This is a genomic window from Aeromonas sobria, assembly GCF_050266975.1.
In the GTDB taxonomy this organism is placed as follows: Bacteria; Pseudomonadota; Gammaproteobacteria; order Enterobacterales; family Aeromonadaceae; genus Aeromonas; species Aeromonas sobria_B.
In genome coordinates this window covers 123,075-144,824 of record NZ_JBKISU010000008.1, presented here as the reverse complement: position 1 = coordinate 144,824, position 21,750 = coordinate 123,075, and the positions used below count along the sequence as shown (strand labels likewise).

The following is a 21,750-nucleotide window of genomic DNA, read 5'->3' as shown; positions in this document are numbered from 1 at the left end:
ACGGCCAGTTCAGTCTGAAGGTGGGGGACGATGGCAAGATCTCCCTGGTGTTTACCCAGAGTGAGGCGTATCGGCACGATGAGGGCAGCGATAGCGCGACCTTCCCACCGGTGAGTTTTGAGGTGACAGACAGCAACGGCAACCAGACCGAGCTGGAGGTCACGGTGACCATCACGGACAGCCTGCCGAGTATCGAGGTCGATACCCCGGAGGGGGTGATTGATTCGGGCTCCTCGTATGCCGAGGGCAGTTGGAGTCACAGTTTCGGTGCCGACCTGCCGGAGCTGGAGAGCATCACCATCAATGGCAAGACGCTGACGCTGGCGCCGGGGACATCACTGACGATAAGTGGACAATACGGCACGCTGACGGTGCACGCTGACGGTAGCTACGGCTACCAGGCCAATCCGAATGCCAGCGGCACCGATGATTTCATCTTCAGCATTACCGACCGGGATGGGGATAGCGACGAGGCGACGCTGAAGGTGACCGTGGTCGACTCGACGGTGAAGCCAGAGGGCATGACGTTTGAGACCCACGACCATGAGGTGGGGAGCAGCGGCGAGTCGGTGCAGGTACTGGCGCTGGCGGAAGGGGTGATCCTGACTCAGGCGGCAGTGGATGCGGTCAACAAGACCATCACCTACGGCCAGTTCAGTCTGAAGGTGGGGGACGATGGCAAGATCTCCCTGGTGTTTACCCAGAGTGAGGCGTATCGGCACGATGAGGGCAGCGATAGCGCGACCTTCCCACCGGTGAGTTTTGAGGTGACGGACAGCAACGGCAACCAGACCGTGCTGGAGGTCACCGTGACCATCACGGACGACGTGCCCATTGCGACCATCGACAGGGTGCAAGTCACCGACACTGACACCGGCAACTACTACGGCAACGTGATGACGGGGCTGTGGGGCACCACCAATGACTCGGCTGGCTGGACGCAGATCTCGGGGGATGCGGATACGCAGGGGGCTGATGAGGCCTCGGTCACGCACGTACGCATGCATACGCCGGAGGGCAGCAATGACTATATCGAGCTCAAGCCACAGGATCCCGCCACCGGTGATGCTCGCCTGTGCGCCGTGGTCGAGACCGAGCAGGGCACCCTGACTCTCTACTCGGATGGCAGTTACGAGTTCAGCCCGACTTACCAGACCATCTTCGATCCCACCGATACCGAGGGGGGACATGCCGAGAGCGTCAACGGGAAGAACACAACCACTCTGGGGGATTACACCTTTACTGCGGTTAATGTGGTGCTCTCGAGTGACCAATCCTTTAATGGCATCGAGTATGACAGTGACCTGAAATTCGACGTGCCGGGTGGCAAGGGGTCGCTGGGGATCAAGGGGGATGCGGGTGGTGGGCCGGAGAACTCGCAGATCGATGGCCAGGGAGACAAGAAAGGTGAGGCCAACGACGGGGTCAAAGTTGATTTCCCCGATGCGGCCAGTGCAATCCAGTTTGATCTGGTCTATTTCGAGCCGGGGGAGACGGTCGGTTGGACGGTATTTGACGCAGATGGCAATGTGATCGACTCAGGCACCTATGTCCGGACGGCGGACAACAAACCCATTCTGGAGATCAACTGCGACGCCCCCTTCAACAGCGTGGTCATCTATGCGGTCGGTGAAGACACCGCCTTCAACGTGGGGGCCATCTCGGTGGCGACCGGCACCGTGACCGAGGACGTCTCTTTTGACTATGTGCTGACCGATGGGGATGGCGACAGCTCGGAGTCTCAGTTGGAGTTTGTGGTCGATCAGAGCGGTCAGACTCAGGGGCGCTCTGCCGTGACTTCCCGCTTCGCCGCGCCAGAGCCAGAACCAGCGGGGGCCTTTAGCCATCTGCAAGCGCTGATCGCTGGCCGGCTAGGCGTGGGGGTGGAGGCGCTGCCCCTGACCATGATGCTGGGTTACATCCAGCAGCATGGGGATGAGCTGGGCTTTAAGGCACCCGAGGCGCTGGCAGCAGAAGGATGGTTGACGCAGGATGCGGCGCCAGGGGAGCCCCTGCCGGTCGATGCCGATGTGACGGATGGGGCTGTGAACGCCGGCGCCGAGACGGCGGCCCTCCTCGGCCAGTTGCAGAGCCTCACCGGCGCCGCCAGCGCCGATCCCGGACTGCTGTTGCAGGCTATCCAGGGCATGGATGGCGGCACGCTGAGTGAATGGGCCCGCGAACTGGCGCTGATGCCCGTGCCGGAGACGACCCACCCGCGGCAGCCAGGGGGGCAAGGTGATATACCCCTCACCGTCGGGGCCGATGACATCCTGATCGGCGGAGATGGCGATGACCTTCTCATCGGCGGCGCCGGTGATGACACGCTGGTTGGCGGCGCCGGCAACGACATCCTGAGCGGAGGCAGTGGCGCCGACACCTTTGTCTGGCAGGCCGGCGATGAAGGCTCGGGGGGGCGCCCTGCCCAGGACAGGGTACTCGACTTCAGTCGCCACGAAGGGGACAGTCTCGACCTGCGCGACCTGTTGCAAGGGGAGACGGGGACGACCCTGGATCAGTACCTCTCCCTGGTGGAACGCGATGGCAGCACCGTCATCGAGGTGAAGACGACGGGCAGCGGGCCCGTGACCCAGGAGATAGTGCTGGAAGGGCTCAGCTTCGACGATCTGGGGGGCGGCAGCGCCAGCGAGCTGCTCAATAACATGTTGATGGACGGCCTCATCAAGGTCGACGGCATGATCTAACCCAGGTGCGACGACCAGGGGCCATGGATCGCCCCTCCCAGGGGCAATAATCCGAAGCCGGTGGATCCGGTTTCGGATTTTTTTATCCTGCCGCCCAGACATTCGACGGGGAACAAGATGCCCGGCACAGGACCCCATGCACGCGCCATGGGACGCCGCCGACCACAACCAGGCCATCAACTGGCCACACATGCCGATGGCAGGACTCATTTCTTGCCCAATCCATGCATTCGATGAATGAAGCCAGGATGACAACCGCCCCAGACCCGGCAGGGTCATGGGGAAGAGTGCATCCATTGCCACAGACCCCTCCTCACACATCCCCTTCAGAAATGGCGCGGGCCGCCGTTAACAGGAGGAGACCCAGTCCCGGGGCGAGTCGAGAGGGGCCCATGGCCAGAGTGTCACTACCGTTGTGTTTGCTGAGTCTGTGCTGCCTGAGCGGCGGGGCGACCCGTGCCAGCGAGCTCGCCCCGCCTCCGCCCGCCGACTACTGGCAGAACGCGGACTGGCAGGGGCTGCCGGACAGCACCCAGATAGAGCAGCAGACGGTGCTCTATGCCAGGCACGACGGTGACAGCTACCTGGGGCTGGCCATCTTGCTGCCGGACTGGCAGCGCAGCGGCCAGCTGTGGCAACTGACCCGGGATCTGGGACGCCTGGGCTTCGACACCCTGCTGCTGCTCCCCTCCCCTCGGCAGAGCGAGCTGGATCCTGCCGCCGAGAAGCGGCAACCCGCCATGGAGCGCTTTCGCGACCAGTTCGCCGAGCGCATCACCAAGTTGGGGGATGCCAAGTGGAAGGAGGGGGGCTTCAGGCTGCTGCTGGCCCAGGGCACCAGCGCAGCCTGGGCCGCCAACCTCATCGCCAGCGACAAGCTGCCGGCCCCGGACGCCCTGGTGCTGCTGGACGGCTTCTTCCCCTTGCCCCAGAGCAACCAGGCCCTGGCCAAGCAGGTGGCCCAGACCAGGGTGCCGACCCTGGATCTCTATCAAGACGAGCCGGGGCGCTGGCCGCAACTGGCCGCCGAGGCCCGCCAGAGCGAGAGCCGGCGCAGCCACAAGCTCAACTACCGTCCCTACGCCCTGATGACCCTGGACGAGACCCCCACCCGCATTCAGGGCTGGCTCGCCCACCTCGGCTGGCTCTGATCCCGCCACTATTGCCTCTCCCCAGCCTGATGGCATTGGGGCTGGCTCTGATCCCGCCCCATCGCCTCTCCCCAGCCTGACGGAATTGGGGCTGACGCTGATCCCGCCACTATTGCCTCTCCCCAGCCTGACGGCATCCGGGCTGACGCTGATCCCGCCACTATTGCCTCTCCCCAGCCTGACGGCATCCGGGCTGACGCTGATCCCGCCACTATTGCCTCTCCCCAGCCTGACGGCATGCGGGCTGGCTCTGATCCCGCCACTCTTGCCTCTCCCACGATTGGCGGCATTGGGGCTGGCTACTGGGCGCCACTCTTTGGCATCATGGCCCCATCATTGGCAGGAGGCTTCATGCAGCAAATCGTGTTTCTCGACAGCGACACCCTGGATGCGAACGTGCATCTGCACCGTCCCGATTTTCCCCACCACTGGCAGAGCTACCCGAGCACGGCCCCCGAACAGGTGGTGGCGCGGCTCAGGGAGGCCAGCATCGCCATCATCAACAAGGTGCGCATCGGCAAAGCCGAGCTGGATCAACTGCCCGAGTTGCGGCTGATCGCCCTGGCCGCCACCGGCAGCGACAACCTGGATCTGGAGGCGTGCCGCGCCGCCAATGTCGCCGTGTGCAACATCCGCAACTACTCGGGCCCCTCGGTGCCCGAACACGCCATGGCGCTGATGCTGGCCCTGTCGCGCAACCTGTTCGCCTGGCGCCAGTCCCTGCTGGAGGGGCGCTGGCAGCAGAGCGGCCAGTTCTGCTTCTTCGATCACCCCATCATGGACTTGCAGGGCAAGCGCCTCGGCATCATCGGCAAGGGCACCCTGGGCCAGGCGCTGGGCGAGCGGGCCAGGGGGATCGGCATGGAGGTGCGCTACGCCCAGAGCCAGGTGGGTGGCGCCGCCGAGGATGACCGCCTGCCCCTGGACGCCCTGCTGCAGAGCTCCGATGTGGTGAGCCTGCACTGCCCGCTCACCCCCTACACTCGCCACCTCATAGGCCCGCGGGAGCTGGCCCTGATGAAACCCGGGGCCCTGCTGATCAACGTGGGTCGCGGCGGCCTGGTGGATGAGCAGGCGCTGCTCGAGGCCCTCGGCAACGGTCGCCTCGGCGGCGCCGGGTTCGACGTGGCAAGCATAGAGCCGCCGCCCCCGGATCACCCCCTGATGCAGGCCCTGCAATACCCCAACTTCATCCTGACTCCCCACGTGGCCTGGGCCAGCGAAGAGTCGATGCAGCGCCTCGCCGATCAGCTGATCGACAACATCAACGCCTTCGCCGCCGGCAGGCGCCAGCACCGCCTGGTCTGACACGGAGTATTCCCTCACGGAGCAGCTGGCAGACAATATCAAGCCCCGCTCGGCCGGGCCGCTTGGTCTGAACGAGGGGTACGAAAAAGGGGCCCCTGGCCCCTTGCTGCATTTCCCGGCTGACGTCAGTCGTCATGCCATCTGTGTTTGCGGTGCTTCTTGTAATATTTCTTCTTGTGCTTGGGGTGATGGTGATAATGGCGATCACCATGATAGTTGCGCCCATCATAACGTCGCCCGCCCCGATCGCCGCCACGGGCCTCGTGTCCGTCACCGGTGCGAGCCCCTATGGCGGAGCCGCCAGCGCCGCCGATACCGGCGCCGATCAGCTGACCCGTGTCGCCAGCCACGCTCTTGCCGATGGCGGCCCCTCCCAGGGCACCCACGGCACCACCGATGGCCGCCTCGTTCTTGTTGCCCCGATTGGCGGTCGCCGCGCCACCGGCGGCTCCCCCCACGGCTGCGCCGACCAGGGCGCCCGTATCACCGCCGAGCTGTTTGCCCAGCATGGTGCCTGCCACGCCCCCCAGACCGCCACCGAGCACGGTATTGAGTGTCTCCGAGGCCTGAACCGCACCGCTCATCAGCAGCAGGGAGCCCAACAGGGCCAGAGCGCTCATGCCATGTCTTCTCATCTTCATGGGGTACTCCTGTCAAACCTGATTAATTTCCCCTGCACTATACGAATGGCCATTCTGGGCGCTAGTTGTCGCAACAAGCCGACACTTACTCCAAAAGAATCCCGTGGCGGAGTCAGGCATGAAACAAAAAAGCTAACAGCATGAAAAACAAGATAAAAAAACACCATTTCCCATAGTGAACACAGGATTTCCCCCCGGGCAAGCCTGTCGTAGCCAGCCCGGGAAGGGTGTCCCTCAGACAGATACTGTCATCACAGGGGGGTCGGACGCACGCCCTCCCCCCGGGGCTGGAAGAGATGCCAGCGATCCCGCCCCAGCCGCTTGCTCTGATAGAGGCACTCATCGGCCCGCTCGAACAGCAGGGGGGCATCATCCGGGTAGTGGGCGCCCCCCGCGCTCAGGGTGATGGACGCCTTGAATTCACGCCACTGCTGCTGACGCACCCGAGCCAGCAAACCATGCAATCGCTCCTCCAGCTCGGGGCGATCCCAGGGGAGCAGGGCGGCAAACTCGTCCCCCCCGATGCGATAGACGACCTCCTCCCCCAACTCGGCCACCATCAGCCCCGCCACCCGGCTGAGCACCGCATCCCCCGTGCTGTGGCCCCAGCTGTCATTGATGCGCTTGAAATTATCCACGTCGAACAGCACCAGCCAATGGGGGGTCAGACTCTCTTCCAGCGCCTCCCTGCGCTGGCTGAAGGCGCGCCGGTTCATGATGCCGGTGAGGGGGTCGTGCAGCAGGGCATCCTGCCCCTGCAAGAAACTGGCGCGGACCTGGTCAATTTCGCTGAGGCTATTGCGCACAAACCAGGTCTTCAGCTGGCGAGAGGCCTTGGGGAGGCTGGGATCCTGCACTATGCCGGTCAGGGAGCCGGCCACCAGCGCCTGCTCCTGGCGAAACACCCGCACCAGAAACTTGATGCTGAAAAACCAGATGGCAAAGAGGGAGAGCAGGGGCACCACCACCATCAACAGGGCCTCAAGCAGGCTGTCACGAAACAGCTCGGGGGGGAGATATATATTGAGATCCCAGTCGATGTCCGCCAGCTCGCGCCGCAAGTGGCTGCCGTGCCAGATCACGTCCCATCCCCGCCGATGAGTCTCGGCCGTGACCCTGTCCCCGTCATAGAGCGCCATGTTGCAGCCCACCACCAGTCGATTGCTGCCCCGCTGGCTGATGTAGATGGCGGCCTGGTTGTCCGCCATGGCCCGTTGCAGCGCCTGCTGCAGGGTATGGAACGACATGTCCACCATCAGCAGGCCAAGCAGTTCGCCTTCATCATCCATGACCCGCTTGCTCAGGGTCAGGATCTGCCTGCTGGAGTGGTACTCCTCGTAGGGGCCGAGCCAGACCGGTGACTCCCCCGCCATCGACAGGGCCGGATACCAGGGGCGCAGGGTGGGATCATATTCGGCCGTCTGCACCCAGAGGGGGTAACTGCTGAGCCGATCGAAGCGGGCGTTGTAGAAATAGATGTAGTGGCTGTCGCGCTTGATCTGATGAGCGATGGCCCAGATGGGATTGTCGGCCGGTTCGCCACGGGCGATGGCGGCCTTGTCCAGGGAGGCCTCCAGCACCGCCAGCTGACGCAGGTTGGCCAGCACCTGCTCGTGGATGAGCGCCGCCTCAATGGAGGAGACCATGTGACCATAACCGGCGATCGTCTTGTCGATGCTGCGCAGGTAACTGGCCGCGGCCAGGGCCAGGGTGGCGATGAGCACCAGGATCCCCAGCAGGCAGGTACAGGAAGTCAACACATAGTAACGCCGATTAAACACCCACTTGAACATCACTCATCCATTTAATCCGCTGATGAAAGCGAATTTTATAGCGAAAGCATCCGCTTGATCCTTGACTGAAATCAGTGGAACCCACCGCAATTGACAGAAAACACAAAAAGGCAAAACCGTGACCTCGGCCGTTGACGGCGAGCCGAGCGCGGGTGTTATAGTCAATGGCTCGATGGACAGGAGCCAAACGGCCTTTTCCATGCCGCAAATACGTAGTCATGTCACACAAAGGAGAGGTTATGAGTCATTCATTTATCGAACAGATGAAGATACGCCGCACCATCTATGCACTCGGTGACAAGGTGTCTCACACCCCGGAGCAGCTGACGACCCTGATCCAGGAGGCCATCAAGCACAGCCCCTCCTCCTTCAACTCCCAGAGCTCCCGCGCCGTCATCCTGTTCGGTGAGCAGCATCATGCCCTGTGGGATCTCACCAAGGAGACCCTGCGCAAGATAGTACCGGCCGAGGCCTTCCCCCAGACCGAAAGCAAGATCAACGGCAGCTTCCGCGCCGGGTTTGGCACCGTGCTCTTCTTCGAAGACACGGCGGTGATCGAGGATCTGCAGCAGAAATTTGCCCTCTACGCCGACAACTTCCCCATCTGGTCGGAACATGGCACCGGCATCGCCCAGTTTGCGGTCTGGACTGCCCTGGCCCAGGAGGGGATTGGCGCCTCCCTGCAACACTACAACCCCCTCATCGATGACGAGGTTCGCCAGCGCTGGGAACTGCCAGCCAGCTGGCTGCTGCGCGCCCAGATGCCCTTTGGCAGCATAGAGCAGCCCGCCGGCGACAAGACCTTCATGGATGACGCCGAACGCTTCCGGGTCTTCAAGTAACCCAGGCTCCGCCCGTCCCAGGCCCCCGCTCGTCGGGGGCTTTTTGTTGCCCGCTCCCCGCCAAGCCGGCTCAGATCAGCAGGGTCAGCTGCAGCCCTCTCCCTCATCGAGCCGCACCGTCACCTGGCGCCAATCCTGGATCGCCGCCGGCCCCGACGTCACCCTCTCCCTCCTCTCGGGCCCCTGGTCCGAGTGGGAATTAAGCCTGGTGTGAAATCCAGCCTTTGCCGACCCCATCCGGGATCATTGTCTGCAGATGTTCATCGACACGACGCAAGTCATCGACGGGCGATCGGGAGGCGATGCCATCCCGGTCTGAACCCTGAAGAACGCCACGACGGCTTGCCCTCCGGAGGGGACCGGCATTAAGGTGAAGCCAGCGAACCCTGGCTCCTGCGGCCGTCTGAAGGAAGACATCATGTTGAAACCCCTACTCACCCTGCTCTGCGCCTTGCTGCTGGGAGCCTGTACGAGCCACGAGGCACCGGCTCGGGTCGGCCTGGCCAACCCGGCGTCCGTCCACTGCGTCGAGCTGGGGGGCCGAGTCATGCTGGAGCAAGAGCCGGGCGGCACGGTCGGCTACTGCCACCTGCCGGATGGTACTGTGACGGAGGAGTGGGAGCTCTATCGCGCCCGCTGACGATGGGCTGGCCCGGGTAAGAGGCGGCCCCCTCGGGGAGAGGCCTGGCCCCCTGGCTCGCCAGGGGCGGACAAGGCGGGCGGCTACACCAGCCCCAGGGCATAGCGCAGGGCCATCTCCTTGAGCGGGCCCGCCCTGTCCGCCAGATTGAGGGCCAGGTTGCGAGCCAGCTTGAGCGGCCCTATCTCGTTGCTGAACACCCCGTAGAAGAGATCCATCCCCGACTGCATCAGCAGGTTGTCCGGGCGACGGCGCCGCTCATAGCGCTCGGCCAGGGCGATGTCGTGCCAGTCGGCACCGGCCTTCGCCAGCAGCTCGACCCAGCAGGCCACGTCCTTGAAGCCCAGATTGACGCCCTGCCCCGCCAGCGGATTGATGGTGTGGGCGGCGTCCCCCAGCAGCACCACCCGATCGGCGTGGTAGGCGTTGGCGTGGCGGCGCACCAGGGGAAAGCTCCCCTTGGCCGTGACGGTGAAGCCGCCGAGCCGGGCCGGAAAGTGGCGACGCACCTCGGTGGCCAGCGCCGCGTTGTCCATGGCGGCCAGGGCCCGGATCCGGGCCGGGCTGTCATACCAGACCAGGGAGCCGTGCCGCCCGGACAGGGGCAGGAAGGCGCGCGGGCCGCTCGGGGTGAACTGCTGCCAGGTAATGTCCTCTTGCGCGAAATCGGTGTCGATATTGATCAGCAGGCAGTGCTGGCGATACTCGAAACGGGACACGCCGATCCCCGCCAGCCGGCGAACTTGCGACTCGGCGCCGTCACAGGCCAGCAACCAGCGCCCCCGCAGCGCGCTGCCATCCGCCAGGGTCAGGGTCACCCCGTCGCCGTCCTGCGCGAGGCCGCTCACCGCCGCCGGGCTGTGGAGCCGGATCTGGGCTAGCGCCTCGATGCGGTGCAGCAAGGCGAGCTGGATGAGGCGGTTCTCTATTATGTATCCCAACTGGGGCAAGCCCAGAGCGGCGGCATCGAAGCTGGTCGAGCAGCCATCCAGCTCCCAGGTTTCCAGCCGGCGATAGGGGCACAAACGCATCTGCCTGAGCGGCTCCCAGGCGCAGGCGCGATCCAGCAGGGCGACCGAGGCCTGACTGATGGCGGAGACCCGCAGATCCGGTGGCTGCTCCGGGGAGAAGGGGGCGGGCAAGCGGCTCTCGACGAGGCGCACCGAACGGCCCTGGCCTGCCAGCAGGCAGGCGGTGGCGGCGCCCACCATGCCGGCGCCGACGATGATCACATCGCACTCTTGGGGGGCGGCGGTTTGGGCATCTTGCATTGCGGACATGGCTGCTTCCTGAAAACGGGCGCCGCGAGGCGCAAGGCCCGCCGGGGGCGGACGGGTGACACAAGGTGGCGCGGACGGCCCGGCACCTGCGGGCCATGATACCCCAAGATGCTCTGGCAAGCAGTGACCCGGCTCGCCAAGATCCCGGCCGGATGCGCGCGCGGGGCCAGGTGCCAGCTGGATATTAGCTAGGCAGTATCCCGATTGCGGGGTAAAATGCCCGGTCCTTTGACCATGTCGCTTTCAAAAACAGTCAAGAGTAGCAATGAGCAAGAAACTTCATATTAAAACCTGGGGCTGCCAGATGAACGAGTACGACTCGTCCAAAATGGCCGACCTCCTGGATGCCAGCAACGGCTATCAACTCACCGACGAGCCGGAAGAAGCAGATGTCTTGCTGCTTAATACCTGTTCCATTCGCGAGAAGGCCCAGGAGAAGGTGTTCCACCAGCTCGGTCGCTGGAAGAAGCTCAAGGCTGACAAACCCGGTCTGGTCATCGGGGTGGGGGGCTGCGTCGCCTCCCAGGAGGGGGAGAGCATTCGCAGCCGTGCCCCCTATGTGGACATCGTCTTCGGTCCCCAGACCCTGCATCGCCTGCCCGCCATGATCAAGCAGGTGCAGGAGGGACGCGGTGCCCAGGTGGACGTCGCCTTCCCCGAGATAGAGAAGTTCGACAGCCTGCCGGAGCCCCGCGCCGAAGGGGCCACCGCCTTCGTCTCCATCATGGAAGGCTGCTCCAAATATTGCTCCTTCTGCGTGGTGCCCTACACCCGTGGCGAGGAGGTGAGCCGCCCCCTGGACGACGTGCTCTACGAGATCGCCCAGCTCGCCGAACAGGGGGTGCGCGAGGTCAACCTGCTCGGCCAGAACGTCAACGCCTACCGGGGCCCGACCCATGACGACGGCATCTGCTCCTTCGCGGATCTGCTGCGCCTGGTGGCCGCCATCGACGGCATCGACCGCATTCGCTACACCACCAGCCACCCCATCGAGTTCACCGACGACATCATCGAGGTCTACAAGGACACCCCAGAGGTGGTCAGCTTCCTGCATCTGCCGGTGCAAAGCGGATCGGATCGCATCCTGACCATGATGAAGCGTCCCCACACGGCGCTGGAGTACAAGTCCAAGATCCGCCGCCTGCGCGCCGCCCGTCCCGACATCACCATCAGTTCCGACTTCATCGTCGGCTTCCCGAACGAGACGGACGAGGACTTCGAGGCCACCATGAAGCTCATCGAAGAGGTGAACTTCGACATGAGCTTCAGCTTCATCTACAGCCCGCGCCCCGGCACCCCGGCCGCCGACATGCCCGACGATGTCGACATGGAGGTGAAGAAGGCGCGCCTGGCCAGGTTGCAGCACGTCATCAACAACCAGGCGATGCAGATCAGCCGCGCCATGCTGGGCACCAGCCAGCGCATCCTGGTGGAGGGCCCCTCCAAGCAGGATCCCATGCAGCTGCGCGGTCGCACCGAGAACAACCGTGTGGTCAACTTCGTGGGGCCCCGCTCCCTCATCGGCGGCTTCGCCGACGTGGAGATCACCGAGGTGCTGCCCCACTCGTTGCGCGCCACCCTGCTGCGCGGTGAGGCCGAGATGGATTTGCGGGTTGCCGTCGCGCCCCGGGAGATCCTGGCCCGTCGCCCGGACAACGTGCCCGATGCCCTCGGTGTCGCCGGTTTTACCCCCCATTAAACGCCGGATCGGCGGGCCCCCCGCCGATCTCGCTCATGAGACGAGGATCCCTTGACCCGACACATCTCGACCCTGAACCTGCATCTGGAGCCCGCGGACAACCTGCGGCTCGCCAGCCTGTGCGGCCCCTTCGACGACAACCTCAAGCAGCTCGAACGCCGGCTCGGCGTCGAGATCAACTATCGCAACAACCACTTCCAGCTGCTGGGCAAACAGGCCCAGGTGGATGCGGCCGCCGCCATCCTCAAGCATCTCTATGTGGAGACCCAGGCCCTCAAGGGGGGCAAGGTGAGCGACATCCAGCCCGAGATGGTGCACCTGGCGGTGCAGGAGTCCCGGGTGTTGGAGCAGGATGACGAGGCCCCCGCCCAGGGGGTCGGCAAGGCGGTGACGGTCAAGACCAAGCGAGGTCTCATCAAGCCCCGCAGCCCGAACCAGGCGCAGTACATCAGCAACATAGTGCGCCATGACATCAGCTTCGGCATAGGCCCCGCCGGGACCGGCAAGACCTATCTGGCGGTCGCCGCCGCGGTCGATGCCCTGGAGCGCCAGGAGATACGCCGCATCCTGCTGACCCGCCCGGCGGTGGAAGCCGGTGAGAAGCTCGGCTTCCTGCCAGGGGATCTCTCCCAGAAGGTGGATCCTTACCTGCGCCCCCTCTACGACGCCCTGTTCGAGATGCTGGGCTTCGAGCGGGTGGAGAAGCTGATGGAGCGCAACATCATCGAGGTGGCGCCGCTGGCCTATATGCGCGGCCGTACCCTCAACGACGCCTTCATCATTCTCGACGAGGCCCAGAACACCACCACGGAGCAGATGAAGATGTTCCTGACCCGCATCGGCTTCAACTCCAAGGCGGTGGTGACCGGTGACATCACCCAGGTGGATCTGCCGCGCAACATGCGCTCCGGCCTGCGCCACGCCATCGAGGTGCTGCAGGGGGTCGATGGCCTCTCCTTCAACTTCTTCGAATCCAGGGACGTGGTGCGCCACCCCGTGGTGGCCCGCATCGTCCAGGCCTACGAGGCGTTCGACGCCGAGCAGGCCGCCCAGTCGAACTCTGCCGCCGGCAAGGAGGGCGCGAAATGAGCGTGATCCTGGATCTGCAACTGGCCTGTGAGCCAGGGGGCTATCTGCCGAGCGAAGCCCGGCTGCAAGCCTGGCTCGACGGCACCATTCTCGGCTTTCAGCAGGAAGCCGAGGTGACGGTACGCCTGGTGGACGAGGCGGAGAGCCGCGAGCTCAACCACGGCTATCGTGGCAAGGACAGCCCCACCAATGTGCTCTCCTTCCCGTTCGAGGCGCCGCCCGGCATGGAGCTGCCCCTGCTCGGCGATCTCGTCATCTGCCGCCAGGTGGTGGAGCGGGAGGCCATCGAGCAGAACAAGCCCCTCGAGGCCCACTGGGCCCACATGGTTGTGCATGGCAGTCTGCATCTGCTAGGTTATGACCATATCGAGGATGAGGAGGCCGAGGAGATGGAGGGGCTCGAGCGCGAGATCATGGCCGAGCTCGGCTTTGCGGATCCCTATCTCGACGATGACGCCTGATCCCTGACCGAGGCGTGTCACGGCATTGAAACAGGCCGCTGTCATCCTCATGTAGCAAACACACTATCCCCGTATGTTTAGATGAGTAACCAAGAGAAAAAATGACCGACGATCACCCTAGTACCGGCTCGCCGAAGAAAACCTGGCTCGACAAACTCAGCCAACTCTTCCAGGGCGAGCCAAAAGACCGCAACGATTTGGTGGATGTGATTGCCGACGCCGAGGAGCGCGATCTCATCGATCAGGACACCAAGGACATGATCGAGGGTGTGCTCGAGATCGCCGATCTGCGTGTACGCGACATCATGATCCCCCGCTCCCAGATGGTGACCATAGAGAAATCCCAGTCCGTGGATGAGCTCCTGCCGGTCATCATAGAGTCGGGTCACTCCCGTTTCCCGGTGATCAACGAAGACAAGGATCATGTGGAGGGCATACTGCTCGCCAAGGATCTGCTGCCGTTCGGTTTTGGTTCCCACCATGCCAGCGAGCCCCTCGCCCTCGAAAACATCCTGCGCCCCACCGTGATCGTGCCCGAGAGCAAACGGGTCGACCGCCTGCTCAAGGAGTTTCGCGAGGAGCGCTACCACATGGCCATAGTGGTGGACGAGTTTGGCGGCGTCTCGGGTCTGGTGACCATTGAAGACATACTGGAGCTCATCGTCGGCGAGATAGATGACGAGTTCGATGACGATGACAACGAGCCAGACGAGATCCGCCGCATCAGCAAGCGGGTCTTCTCGGTCAGCGCCCTGACCGAGATAGAGGACTTCAACGACTTCTTCGGCACCCAGTTCAGCGATGAAGAGGTGGATACCGTGGGCGGCCTGGTGATGCACGCCTTCAGCCACCTGCCGAAAAAGGGCGAGGAGATCGAGCTGGGCGGCTACCTGTTCAAGGTGATGCACGCGGACCGGCGCCGCCTGCAGCAGTTGCAGGTCAAGATCCCGGAGAACCATGTCGCGGCTCAGTCCGAGACCCAGTGATCCGCCATCGTCTCCCCCTCGACATCAGGCCCCGCAATGCGGGGCCTTGTCGTTGGATGGCTGGAGATAAGGCGGGGGGGGCGCCCCGGACTCGCCGTTGCCCGCCATTACGGGTTAAGATATCCACCAATCCCGTTACAGCCCAATTTGAGCCCCATCACCCGTGAAATCGAAACTCCTGACCAGCCTGTGCGCACTGGCCTGTGGTGCCCTCGCCGTCCTGGCCTTCTCCCCCTTCGGCTACTGGCCCCTGGTGATCCCCTCCCTGCTCGGCCTCTACGCCCTGCTGGACAAGGCGAGCCCGCGCCAGGCCGCCTGGCGCGGCTTCGGCTATGCCATGGGCCTCTTCCTGCCGGGTCAGTGGTGGATCCACGTCAGCATGACGGAGTTTGGTGGCATACCGCTGCCGGCCGCCTTCCTGCTGCTGGCTGTGCTGGCGGCCTACCTCTCCCTCTACCCGACCCTGGCCTGCTGGGTCTTCGCCCGCTACTTCACCGCCCGTCACTGGAGCCGCTGGCTGCTCGCCTTCCCGGCGCTCTGGCTCATCGCCGACTGGCTGCGGGGCTGGGTGATGACCGGTTATCCCTGGCTCTGGTTTGGCTACACCCAGATAGACGGCCCCCTCAAGGGCTTCGCTCCCATCCTCGGGGTGCAGGGCATCACCCTGGCCCTGCTGCTCACCGCCTCAGCCCTCTGGCTGCTGTGGCAGAGCCGCAAACCGGCCTGGCTGCTGCTGCCGGTCGCCCTGGTCGCCAGCGCCCATGGATTGATGCAGCTCAACTGGGTGACCCGGGGCGAGCCGGTCAAGGTGGCGCTGGTGCAGGGCAATATCGCCCAGTCCGTCAAATGGAACCCGGACGCCCTGGTGCCCACCATCCGCACCTATCAGGATCTCAGCCGCGACAACCAGGATGCCGACATCATCGTCTGGCCGGAATCCGCCATTCCGGCACTCGAGAAGGAGATGGGCAACTATCTGGAGAGCCTGGACAAGGCGATGAAGGTGAACGATACCGCCCTGCTGGCCGGCATCATCAACTACGACACCAAGCAGCAGCGTTTCTATAACGTGGTGCTCGGCATGGGGGTGCAGGATGCGGACGGCAAGCAGAGCTACCACTATGAGCATGAGAACCGCTTCAACAAGTATCATCTGCTGCCCATTGGCGAATATGTGCCGTTCGAAGATTGGCTGCGCCCCATCGCTCCCTTCTTCAATCTGCCCATGTCCTCGTTCAGTCCGGGGGAGGCGGTGCAGCCGAACCTGATCGCCAAGGGGTTCAAGCTGGCGGCCGCCATCTGCTACGAGATCATCTTCCCCGAGGAGCTGCGCCGCACCGTCCAGCCGGACACCGACTTCTTGCTGACCGTTTCCAATGACGCCTGGTTTGGCAGCAGCATAGGTCCCTGGCAGCACATGGAGATCGCTCGCATGCGCGCCCTGGAGCTGGCTCGCCCGCTGCTGCGCGCCACCAACAACGGCATCACCATCACCACGGAGATAGATGGCAGCATCACGGGTCAGATCCCCCAGTTCGAGGCAGGGGTGCTGCGCACCGAGGTGCGCCCGGCCCACGGCCAGACCCCCTACCTGCGCTTTGGCAGCTGGCCGCTCTACGGCTTCTGCGCCCTGGGGCTGCTGCTGGCGCTGGTGCTGCGTCCCCGCGCCCACCCCTGGGCCCGCGAGCTGTAAGCGGCTTGGTTCGGCCAAGGCTGACGCTCAATGAAAAGAGGCGCCCCATGGGGCGCCTCTTGCTATTCAACCCGTCGATGATATGGGGACGGGATCAGGGAGAGAGCGGCTCCCTGTGGTATTCGCTGGCACCGCACTCCGAGCAAATCCCCAGCGGCTCAGGTCTCAATACCATATGACGCCAGCCGCTCGTGCTGACCAGGCCATGGCAGCGCGGCACGGAAGCCATCAGGGAGAGAGCGGCTCCCTGTGGTATTCGCTGGCGCCGCACTCCGGGCAGGTGCCCAGCTGCTCCGGTCTCAATACCGTATGACGCCAGCCGCACTGGTCGCACACCATGACCCCCAGCCCCACCCAGTCGCCGGCCTGGTAGAGCCCCTTGTGCTCCAACTCGTCCGCCAGCTCCTGCCACTCCACCTGGGAGCGGTCGGTCACATCCGCCAACCAGGACCAGACGGTGTCTTTGAGCGCCAGCATAAAGGCGGACTCGGGCGCCTCGGCCCGCCCCTCGTCATAGTTGCCCAGATCCCGTTTCACATACTCGGCGATGAGGGCCAGCTCATCCTGGGTCAGATCCCCGGCCGCCTCCAGATAGGCCTGCACCTTGGCGATCATCTTGTTGAGACGCTCTTCCTGAAAGGCCTCCGTCTCCTCCCACTGCTTTCTGAGCTGGGCGATGAAGGCCTCATAACCTTTTCGGCGCTTGTCCATGGCGTAACTCCTCTCTCAATGACGGATGGGTGCTCTGCCTCGGGCGACCCGGGACGCTGACGGTTGTTGCCGCCGCAGGATATGGGTATTCTATTGCGATTTCCCAGCCGATTTATCTATCCATTTCACAGATCCGGATGTCACCAAATGCAAGAGCAATACGTTCCCCAATCCATTGAACCAGCAGTGCAGCAGCACTGGGACGCCAAGAAAACCTTCAAGGCAGTGGAGAAAGTAGATAAAGAGAAATTCTACTGCCTCTCCATGTTCCCCTACCCGTCTGGTCGTCTACACATGGGGCACGTGCGTAACTACACCATAGGTGATGTGATCTCCCGTTATCAACGGCTCAATGGCAAGAACGTGCTGCAACCCATAGGCTGGGATGCGTTCGGTCTGCCCGCCGAGAACGCCGCGGTCAAGAACAAGACGGCGCCGGCTCCCTGGACCTATGAAAACATCGAATACATGAAGAAGCAGCTCAAGATGCTGGGGCTGGGCTATGACTGGGACAGGGAGCTGGCCACCTGCAAGCCGGATTACTACCGCTGGGAGCAGTGGTTCTTCACCAAGCTCTACGAGAAAGGTCTGGTCTACAAGAAGACCTCCTCGGTCAACTGGTGCCCGAACGACATGACGGTGCTGGCCAACGAGCAGGTGGTGGACAACTGCTGCTGGCGCTGTGACACCCCGGTGGAACAAAAAGAGATCCCCCAGTGGTTCATCAAGATCACCGACTATGCCGAAGAGCTGCTCAATGACATCGACAACCTGGAAGGTTGGCCCGAGATGGTCAAGACCATGCAGCGCAACTGGATTGGCCGCTCCGAAGGGGTCAACATCAGCTTCAATATCGAGGGGCAGGATGAGCAGCTGGAGGTCTACACCACCCGTCCTGATACCTTCATGGGCGTGACCTATGTGGGCATCGCCGCCGGTCACCCGCTGGCCGCCCAGGCTGCCGAAAGCAATCCGGAGCTTGCTGCCTTCATCGAAGAGTGCAAGCACACCAAGGTGGCCGAGGCTGACATGGCGACCATGGACAAGAAGGGCATGGCCACCGGCCTCTATGCCATTCACCCGCTGGATGGCCGCAAGGTCCCGGTCTGGGTCGCCAACTTCGTGCTGATGAACTACGGCACCGGCGCCGTGATGGCCGTCCCCGGTCACGACCAGCGTGACTTCGAATTCGCCACCAAATATGGCCTCGAGATCAAGGCGGTGATCAAGCCGGCCGATGGCGAGGTGGACGTGAGCACCGCCGCTTACACCGACAAGGGCGTGCTGTTCCACTCCGGCGAGTTCGACGGTCTCGACTTCCAGGGGGCGTTTGACGCCATCGCCAACAAGCTGGAAGGCCTCGGCCATGGCAAGCGTACCGTCAACTTCCGCCTGCGCGACTGGGGCGTCTCCCGTCAGCGTTACTGGGGTGCCCCCATTCCCATGCTGACCCTGGCTGACGGCTCCGTGGTGCCGACCCCGGAAGACCAGCTGCCGGTGCTGCTGCCCGAAGACGTGGTGATGGACGGCATCCAGAGCCCCATCAAGGCCGATGCCGAGTGGGCCAAGACCACCTACAACGGCCAGGAAGCGTTCCGCGAGACCGATACCTTCGACACCTTTATGGAGTCCTCCTGGTACTACGCCCGCTACTGCTCTCCGGACTACGATAAGGGCATGCTGGATCCGGCGGCCGCCAACCACTGGCTGCCGGTGGATCAGTACATAGGCGGCATCGAGCACGCCTGCATGCACCTGCTCTACGCCCGCTTCTTCCACAAGCTGCTGCGTGACGCGGGTCTGGTGAACAGCGACGAGCCGTTCAAGCGCCTGCTCTGCCAGGGCATGGTGCTGGCCGACGCCTTCTACTACAAGGACGAGAAGGGCGGCAACGTCTGGGTCAGCCCGACCGAGGTCAAGGTGGAGCGTGACGACAAGGGCCGCATCACCAAGGCGGTGGATCTTGAGGGCCGCGAGGTGATCCACTCCGGCATGACCAAGATGTCCAAGTCCAAGAACAACGGCATCGATCCCCAGCTGATGGTGGAGCGTTACGGCGCCGACACCGTCCGCCTGTTCATGATGTTCGCCTCCCCGGCCGACATGACCCTGGAGTGGTCCGACTCCGGCGTAGAGGGCGCCCAGCGCTTCCTGCGTCGCCTGTGGCGCATCACCTTCGAGCACGTTGCCGGTGGCGCCGTTCCGGCGCTGGATCTGGCCGCCCTGACCGGCGAACAGAAAGCGGTGCGCCGCGAGCTGCACAAGACCATCGCCAAGGTGAGCGATGACGTGGGTCGCCGCCAGACCTTCAACACCGCCATCGCCGCCATCATGGAGCTGATGAACAACCTGGCCAAGCTGGGCTCAGACGCCCAGGATCGCGCCCTGATGCAGGAAGCGCTGGAAGCCGTCGTGGTCATGCTCTACCCCATCACCCCGCACATCGGCTTCGAGCTGTGGAAGATGCTGGGCAAGGAAGGGGACATTGACGTGACCGGTTGGCCTGTGGCCGACGAGGCGGCCATGGTCGAGACCGAGAAGCTGGTGGTGGTGCAGATCAACGGCAAGATGCGCGGCAAACTGACGGTGCCGGCCGACATTAGCCAGGCCGATGTCGAGCAGCTGGCCATGAACGATGCCTCGGTGCAGAAGTTCACCGACGGGCTGACCGTGCGCAAGGTGATCTATGTGCCGGGGAAATTGCTCAACATCGTTGCCAACTGATCCGGGCCGGTTTGATACCCGCCACCCTGGTGCCCGGCCTCTGGCCGCGCACCTTCATATAATCGAAGGAGGCGGGGCGCCGATGCGCGCCGCCTCCTTCTTGAATCAGAGAGGACATGCCATGGGTTCGCCCCTCATTCGCCGGGTCACCATTCTGGTGACCGCCCTGTTGCTTTCGGCCTGCGGTTTTCAGCTGCGTGACCAGGCCATCCCCCCCGAGCTGATGACCATGAAGGTGGTCGGCGACACCAAGAGCGATCTCTATCGCCAAGTCACCACCCGCCTCAAGGCCTCGGGGGTGAACCTGACTGACAAGGAGGGCATCCCTGTGCTGACCCTGGGTGGGGTCAGCAACAGCAGCCAGGTCGCCTCCGTCGACGCCCTTGGCCAGGACAAGGAGTACGTGCTCGGCTACAGCACCAGCTTCACCGTCTCCATGCCGGGTCAGCCGACCCAGATCTTCCCCATCACCTTCAACCGCAGTTTCCTGAACAAGCCGGATGCGGCCCTGGCCTCCTCCCGCGAGCAGGAGCAGCTGGGCAAGGAGATGCAGGAGCAGGCCGCCAGCCTCATCATCCGTCAGCTGAGCCAGGTCAAGTTCTGATGGGTGCCGCTTGATGGGCGTCTCTCCCCCGCCGCTTGTCAACCACCTCAAGGCAGGGCTCAGGCCCTGCTATCTCGTCTTTGGCGACGAGCCGCTGCTCGAGAAAGAGCAGGCCATCGACCGTGCGTTCTCCTCCCTCAACCAGGGAAAATGCTGATGCGGATCTATCCCGAGCAGTTCACCGACCACCTCAAGGGAGGGCTCAGGCCCTGCTATCTCGTCTTTGGTGACGAGCCGCTGCTCGAGAAAGAGCAGGCCATCGACCTTGCGTTCTCCTCCCTCAACCAGGCCATGCTCTGATGCGGATTTACCCTGAACAACTCACCGACCACCTCAAGGGAGGGCTCAGACCCTGCTATCTCATCTTTGGTGACGAGCCGCTGCTCAAGCAGGAAGCCATCGACGCCATCCGTCTCCATTCGCGCAAGCTGGGTTTCGATGAGCGCCACAGTTTCGTGGTCGAGCCGGGTCTGGACTGGAATCAGGTCTACGACGCCTGTCAGGCCCTGAGCCTGTTCTCGACGCGCCAGCTCATCGAGCTGGAGCTGCCGGCCAAGGTTGACAAGGACTTGGCCGCCCGCATCACAGAGATCGGCAAGCAGCTTCATCCCGACCTGCTGCTGGTGCTCTCGGGGGGTCGCCTCAACCAGACCCAGATGAAGAGCGCCTGGTTCGACAAGCTCTACCAGATTGGCACCCATGTGCCGGTCAATCATCCCGAGCCGCGCTTCTTCCCGCGCTGGATGGGGGCCAGGTTCCAGCGTTTTGGCCTCAAGGCGCTGCCCGATGCGGTCAACTTCATGTGCCATGCCTATGAGGGCAACCTGCTGGTGGCGAGTCAGGAGATAGAGAAGCTGACCCTGCTCTCGCCGCCCCAGCCCATCAGCGTCGGCTATCTGCAAGAGACCATCATACGCCACGCCCACTTCACCCCCTTCCAGCTCGTCGATACCCTGCTGGAGGGCAAGGTGAACCGGGCCCAGCGCATCCTGCTGGCGCTGCGGGCCGAGGGCACCGAGCCCGGCATGCTGGCCTGGACCCTGTGCCGGGAGCTGGAGCAGCTCACGGAGCTGTCGCTGGCCATGCGCAGTGGTCAACCCCTGGGGGAGCACTTCAGTCGGCTGCGCATCTGGCAGAGCCGCCAGCAGCTGATCCAGCAGGCCCTGACCCGCTTGCCGTTCGCCAAGTTGCAGCAGCTGTGGCAGCTGATGGCCCGACTGGATGACGCCCAACGCCGCTTCGACACCGAGCAGGCCTGGCTGATGCTGCAGACCATAGCGCTGGCGTTTCGCGACGGTACGCCCCTGCCCCTGCCGGAGGTGGCATCATGCTGAAGGCCCCTATCGGCATCCTTGGCGGCACCTTCGATCCTGTCCACACAGGTCATATTGATCTGACAGGGGCAGGAGCATGATGCTGAAGC

Annotated in this window: 19 protein-coding genes and 1 pseudogene; 16 read left to right on the top strand and 4 right to left on the bottom strand. The window is 63.6% G+C overall.

The annotated features are described in order from the left end of the window. From ACLHZ1_RS06785 to ACLHZ1_RS06775, 3 genes are all read left to right on the top strand, one after another. The coding region (locus tag ACLHZ1_RS06785) for a type I secretion C-terminal target domain-containing protein (protein WP_427261466.1) at positions 1-2,705 on the top strand (2,705 nt) is incomplete at its 5' end. A gap of 392 nt (positions 2,706-3,097) precedes the next feature. Next, the gene (locus ACLHZ1_RS06780; RefSeq protein WP_427261465.1) at positions 3,098-3,856 is read left to right on the top strand and encodes a DUF3530 family protein; all 759 of its coding nucleotides are present in this window, start codon (positions 3,098-3,100) and stop codon (positions 3,854-3,856) included. Positions 3,857-4,207: 351 nt separating this feature from the next. After that, positions 4,208-5,164: a D-2-hydroxyacid dehydrogenase gene (locus tag ACLHZ1_RS06775; protein ID WP_427261464.1), complete on the top strand. Its 957-nt coding sequence runs from the start codon at positions 4,208-4,210 to the stop codon at positions 5,162-5,164. 125 nt (positions 5,165-5,289) lie between these two features. Here the strand turns inward: ACLHZ1_RS06775 and ACLHZ1_RS06770 are convergent, their stop codons facing one another. Beyond that, on the bottom strand, positions 5,290-5,805 hold the full coding sequence (locus ACLHZ1_RS06770) for a hypothetical protein (protein WP_427261463.1): 516 nt from the start codon (positions 5,803-5,805) through the stop codon (positions 5,290-5,292). A 251-nt stretch (positions 5,806-6,056) separates the two neighbouring features. After that, positions 6,057-7,598, bottom strand: coding sequence for a diguanylate cyclase domain-containing protein (locus tag ACLHZ1_RS06765; RefSeq protein ID WP_427261462.1), 1,542 nt, complete (start codon positions 7,596-7,598; stop codon positions 6,057-6,059). Between the two features lie 239 nt (positions 7,599-7,837). Here ACLHZ1_RS06765 and ACLHZ1_RS06760 point away from each other — a divergent pair, with 239 nt between their 5' ends. From ACLHZ1_RS06760 to ACLHZ1_RS06750, 3 genes are all read left to right on the top strand, one after another. After that, a complete protein-coding gene (locus ACLHZ1_RS06760) occupies positions 7,838-8,440 on the top strand; it encodes a nitroreductase family protein (RefSeq protein ID WP_427261461.1) in 603 nt (200 codons plus the stop codon). A gap of 46 nt (positions 8,441-8,486) precedes the next feature. After that, positions 8,487-8,654, top strand: a complete 168-nt coding sequence (locus ACLHZ1_RS06755) for a hypothetical protein (protein WP_427261460.1) — start codon at positions 8,487-8,489, stop codon at positions 8,652-8,654. A gap of 204 nt (positions 8,655-8,858) precedes the next feature. Then, on the top strand, positions 8,859-9,080 hold the full coding sequence (locus tag ACLHZ1_RS06750) for a putative hemolysin (protein WP_427261459.1): 222 nt from the start codon (positions 8,859-8,861) through the stop codon (positions 9,078-9,080). Positions 9,081-9,163: 83 nt separating this feature from the next. Here the strand turns inward: ACLHZ1_RS06750 and ACLHZ1_RS06745 are convergent, their stop codons facing one another. Beyond that, positions 9,164-10,351 (bottom strand): FAD-dependent oxidoreductase, encoded by a 1,188-nt coding sequence (locus ACLHZ1_RS06745; protein WP_427261473.1) that lies wholly within the window; start codon positions 10,349-10,351, stop codon positions 9,164-9,166. Positions 10,352-10,625: 274 nt separating this feature from the next. Here ACLHZ1_RS06745 and miaB point away from each other — a divergent pair, with 274 nt between their 5' ends. The 5 genes from miaB (at position 10,626) to lnt (ending at position 16,288) form a co-directional block, all read left to right on the top strand. Then, the gene (gene miaB / locus ACLHZ1_RS06740; RefSeq protein ID WP_392443993.1) at positions 10,626-12,059 is read left to right on the top strand and encodes a tRNA (N6-isopentenyl adenosine(37)-C2)-methylthiotransferase MiaB; all 1,434 of its coding nucleotides are present in this window, start codon (positions 10,626-10,628) and stop codon (positions 12,057-12,059) included. 51 nt (positions 12,060-12,110) lie between these two features. Then, positions 12,111-13,148 (top strand): PhoH family protein, encoded by a 1,038-nt coding sequence (locus tag ACLHZ1_RS06735; RefSeq protein WP_427261458.1) that lies wholly within the window; start codon positions 12,111-12,113, stop codon positions 13,146-13,148. After that, positions 13,145-13,609, top strand: coding sequence for an rRNA maturation RNase YbeY (gene ybeY / locus ACLHZ1_RS06730; protein ID WP_408792759.1), 465 nt, complete (start codon positions 13,145-13,147; stop codon positions 13,607-13,609). Before ACLHZ1_RS06735 ends, ybeY begins: the two co-directional genes overlap by 4 nt. Before the next feature lie 101 nt (positions 13,610-13,710). Next, entirely contained in the window at positions 13,711-14,595 is an 885-nt protein-coding gene (gene corC / locus ACLHZ1_RS06725; RefSeq protein ID WP_408792762.1) for a CNNM family magnesium/cobalt transport protein CorC, read from the top strand. 163 nt (positions 14,596-14,758) lie between these two features. Next, a complete protein-coding gene (gene lnt / locus ACLHZ1_RS06720; RefSeq protein ID WP_427261457.1) occupies positions 14,759-16,288 on the top strand; it encodes an apolipoprotein N-acyltransferase in 1,530 nt (509 codons plus the stop codon). A 228-nt stretch (positions 16,289-16,516) separates the two neighbouring features. On the opposite strand, the gene ACLHZ1_RS06715 is transcribed toward lnt, so the two are convergent. Next, positions 16,517-16,999 carry a zinc ribbon-containing protein gene (locus ACLHZ1_RS06715; RefSeq protein ID WP_408792768.1) on the bottom strand — a complete coding sequence of 161 codons (483 nt, stop codon included), beginning with the start codon at positions 16,997-16,999 and terminating at the stop codon, positions 16,517-16,519. Between the two features lie 147 nt (positions 17,000-17,146). Between ACLHZ1_RS06715 and leuS the strand changes: the two genes are divergently transcribed. The 5 genes and pseudogenes from leuS to holA all read left to right on the top strand — a co-directional run bounded on the left by leuS (position 17,147) and on the right by holA (position 21,661). Next, the gene (gene leuS / locus ACLHZ1_RS06710; RefSeq protein ID WP_427261456.1) at positions 17,147-19,723 is read left to right on the top strand and encodes a leucine--tRNA ligase; all 2,577 of its coding nucleotides are present in this window, start codon (positions 17,147-17,149) and stop codon (positions 19,721-19,723) included. Between the two features lie 121 nt (positions 19,724-19,844). Beyond that, on the top strand, positions 19,845-20,327 hold the full coding sequence (lptE, locus tag ACLHZ1_RS06705) for an LPS assembly lipoprotein LptE (RefSeq protein WP_427261455.1): 483 nt from the start codon (positions 19,845-19,847) through the stop codon (positions 20,325-20,327). Between the two features lie 13 nt (positions 20,328-20,340). Next, entirely contained in the window at positions 20,341-20,484 is a 144-nt protein-coding gene (locus ACLHZ1_RS06700) for a DNA polymerase III subunit delta (RefSeq protein WP_427261454.1), read from the top strand. Next, positions 20,484-20,591: pseudogene (locus tag ACLHZ1_RS06695) on the top strand (DNA polymerase III subunit delta); the annotation flags it as partial. The gene ACLHZ1_RS06700 and the pseudogene ACLHZ1_RS06695, both read left to right, overlap by 1 nt. Positions 20,592-20,626: 35 nt before the next feature. Continuing rightward, positions 20,627-21,661, top strand: a complete 1,035-nt coding sequence (gene holA, locus ACLHZ1_RS06690; RefSeq protein WP_427261453.1) for a DNA polymerase III subunit delta — start codon at positions 20,627-20,629, stop codon at positions 21,659-21,661. The last annotated feature ends 89 nt before the right edge of the window (positions 21,662-21,750 follow it).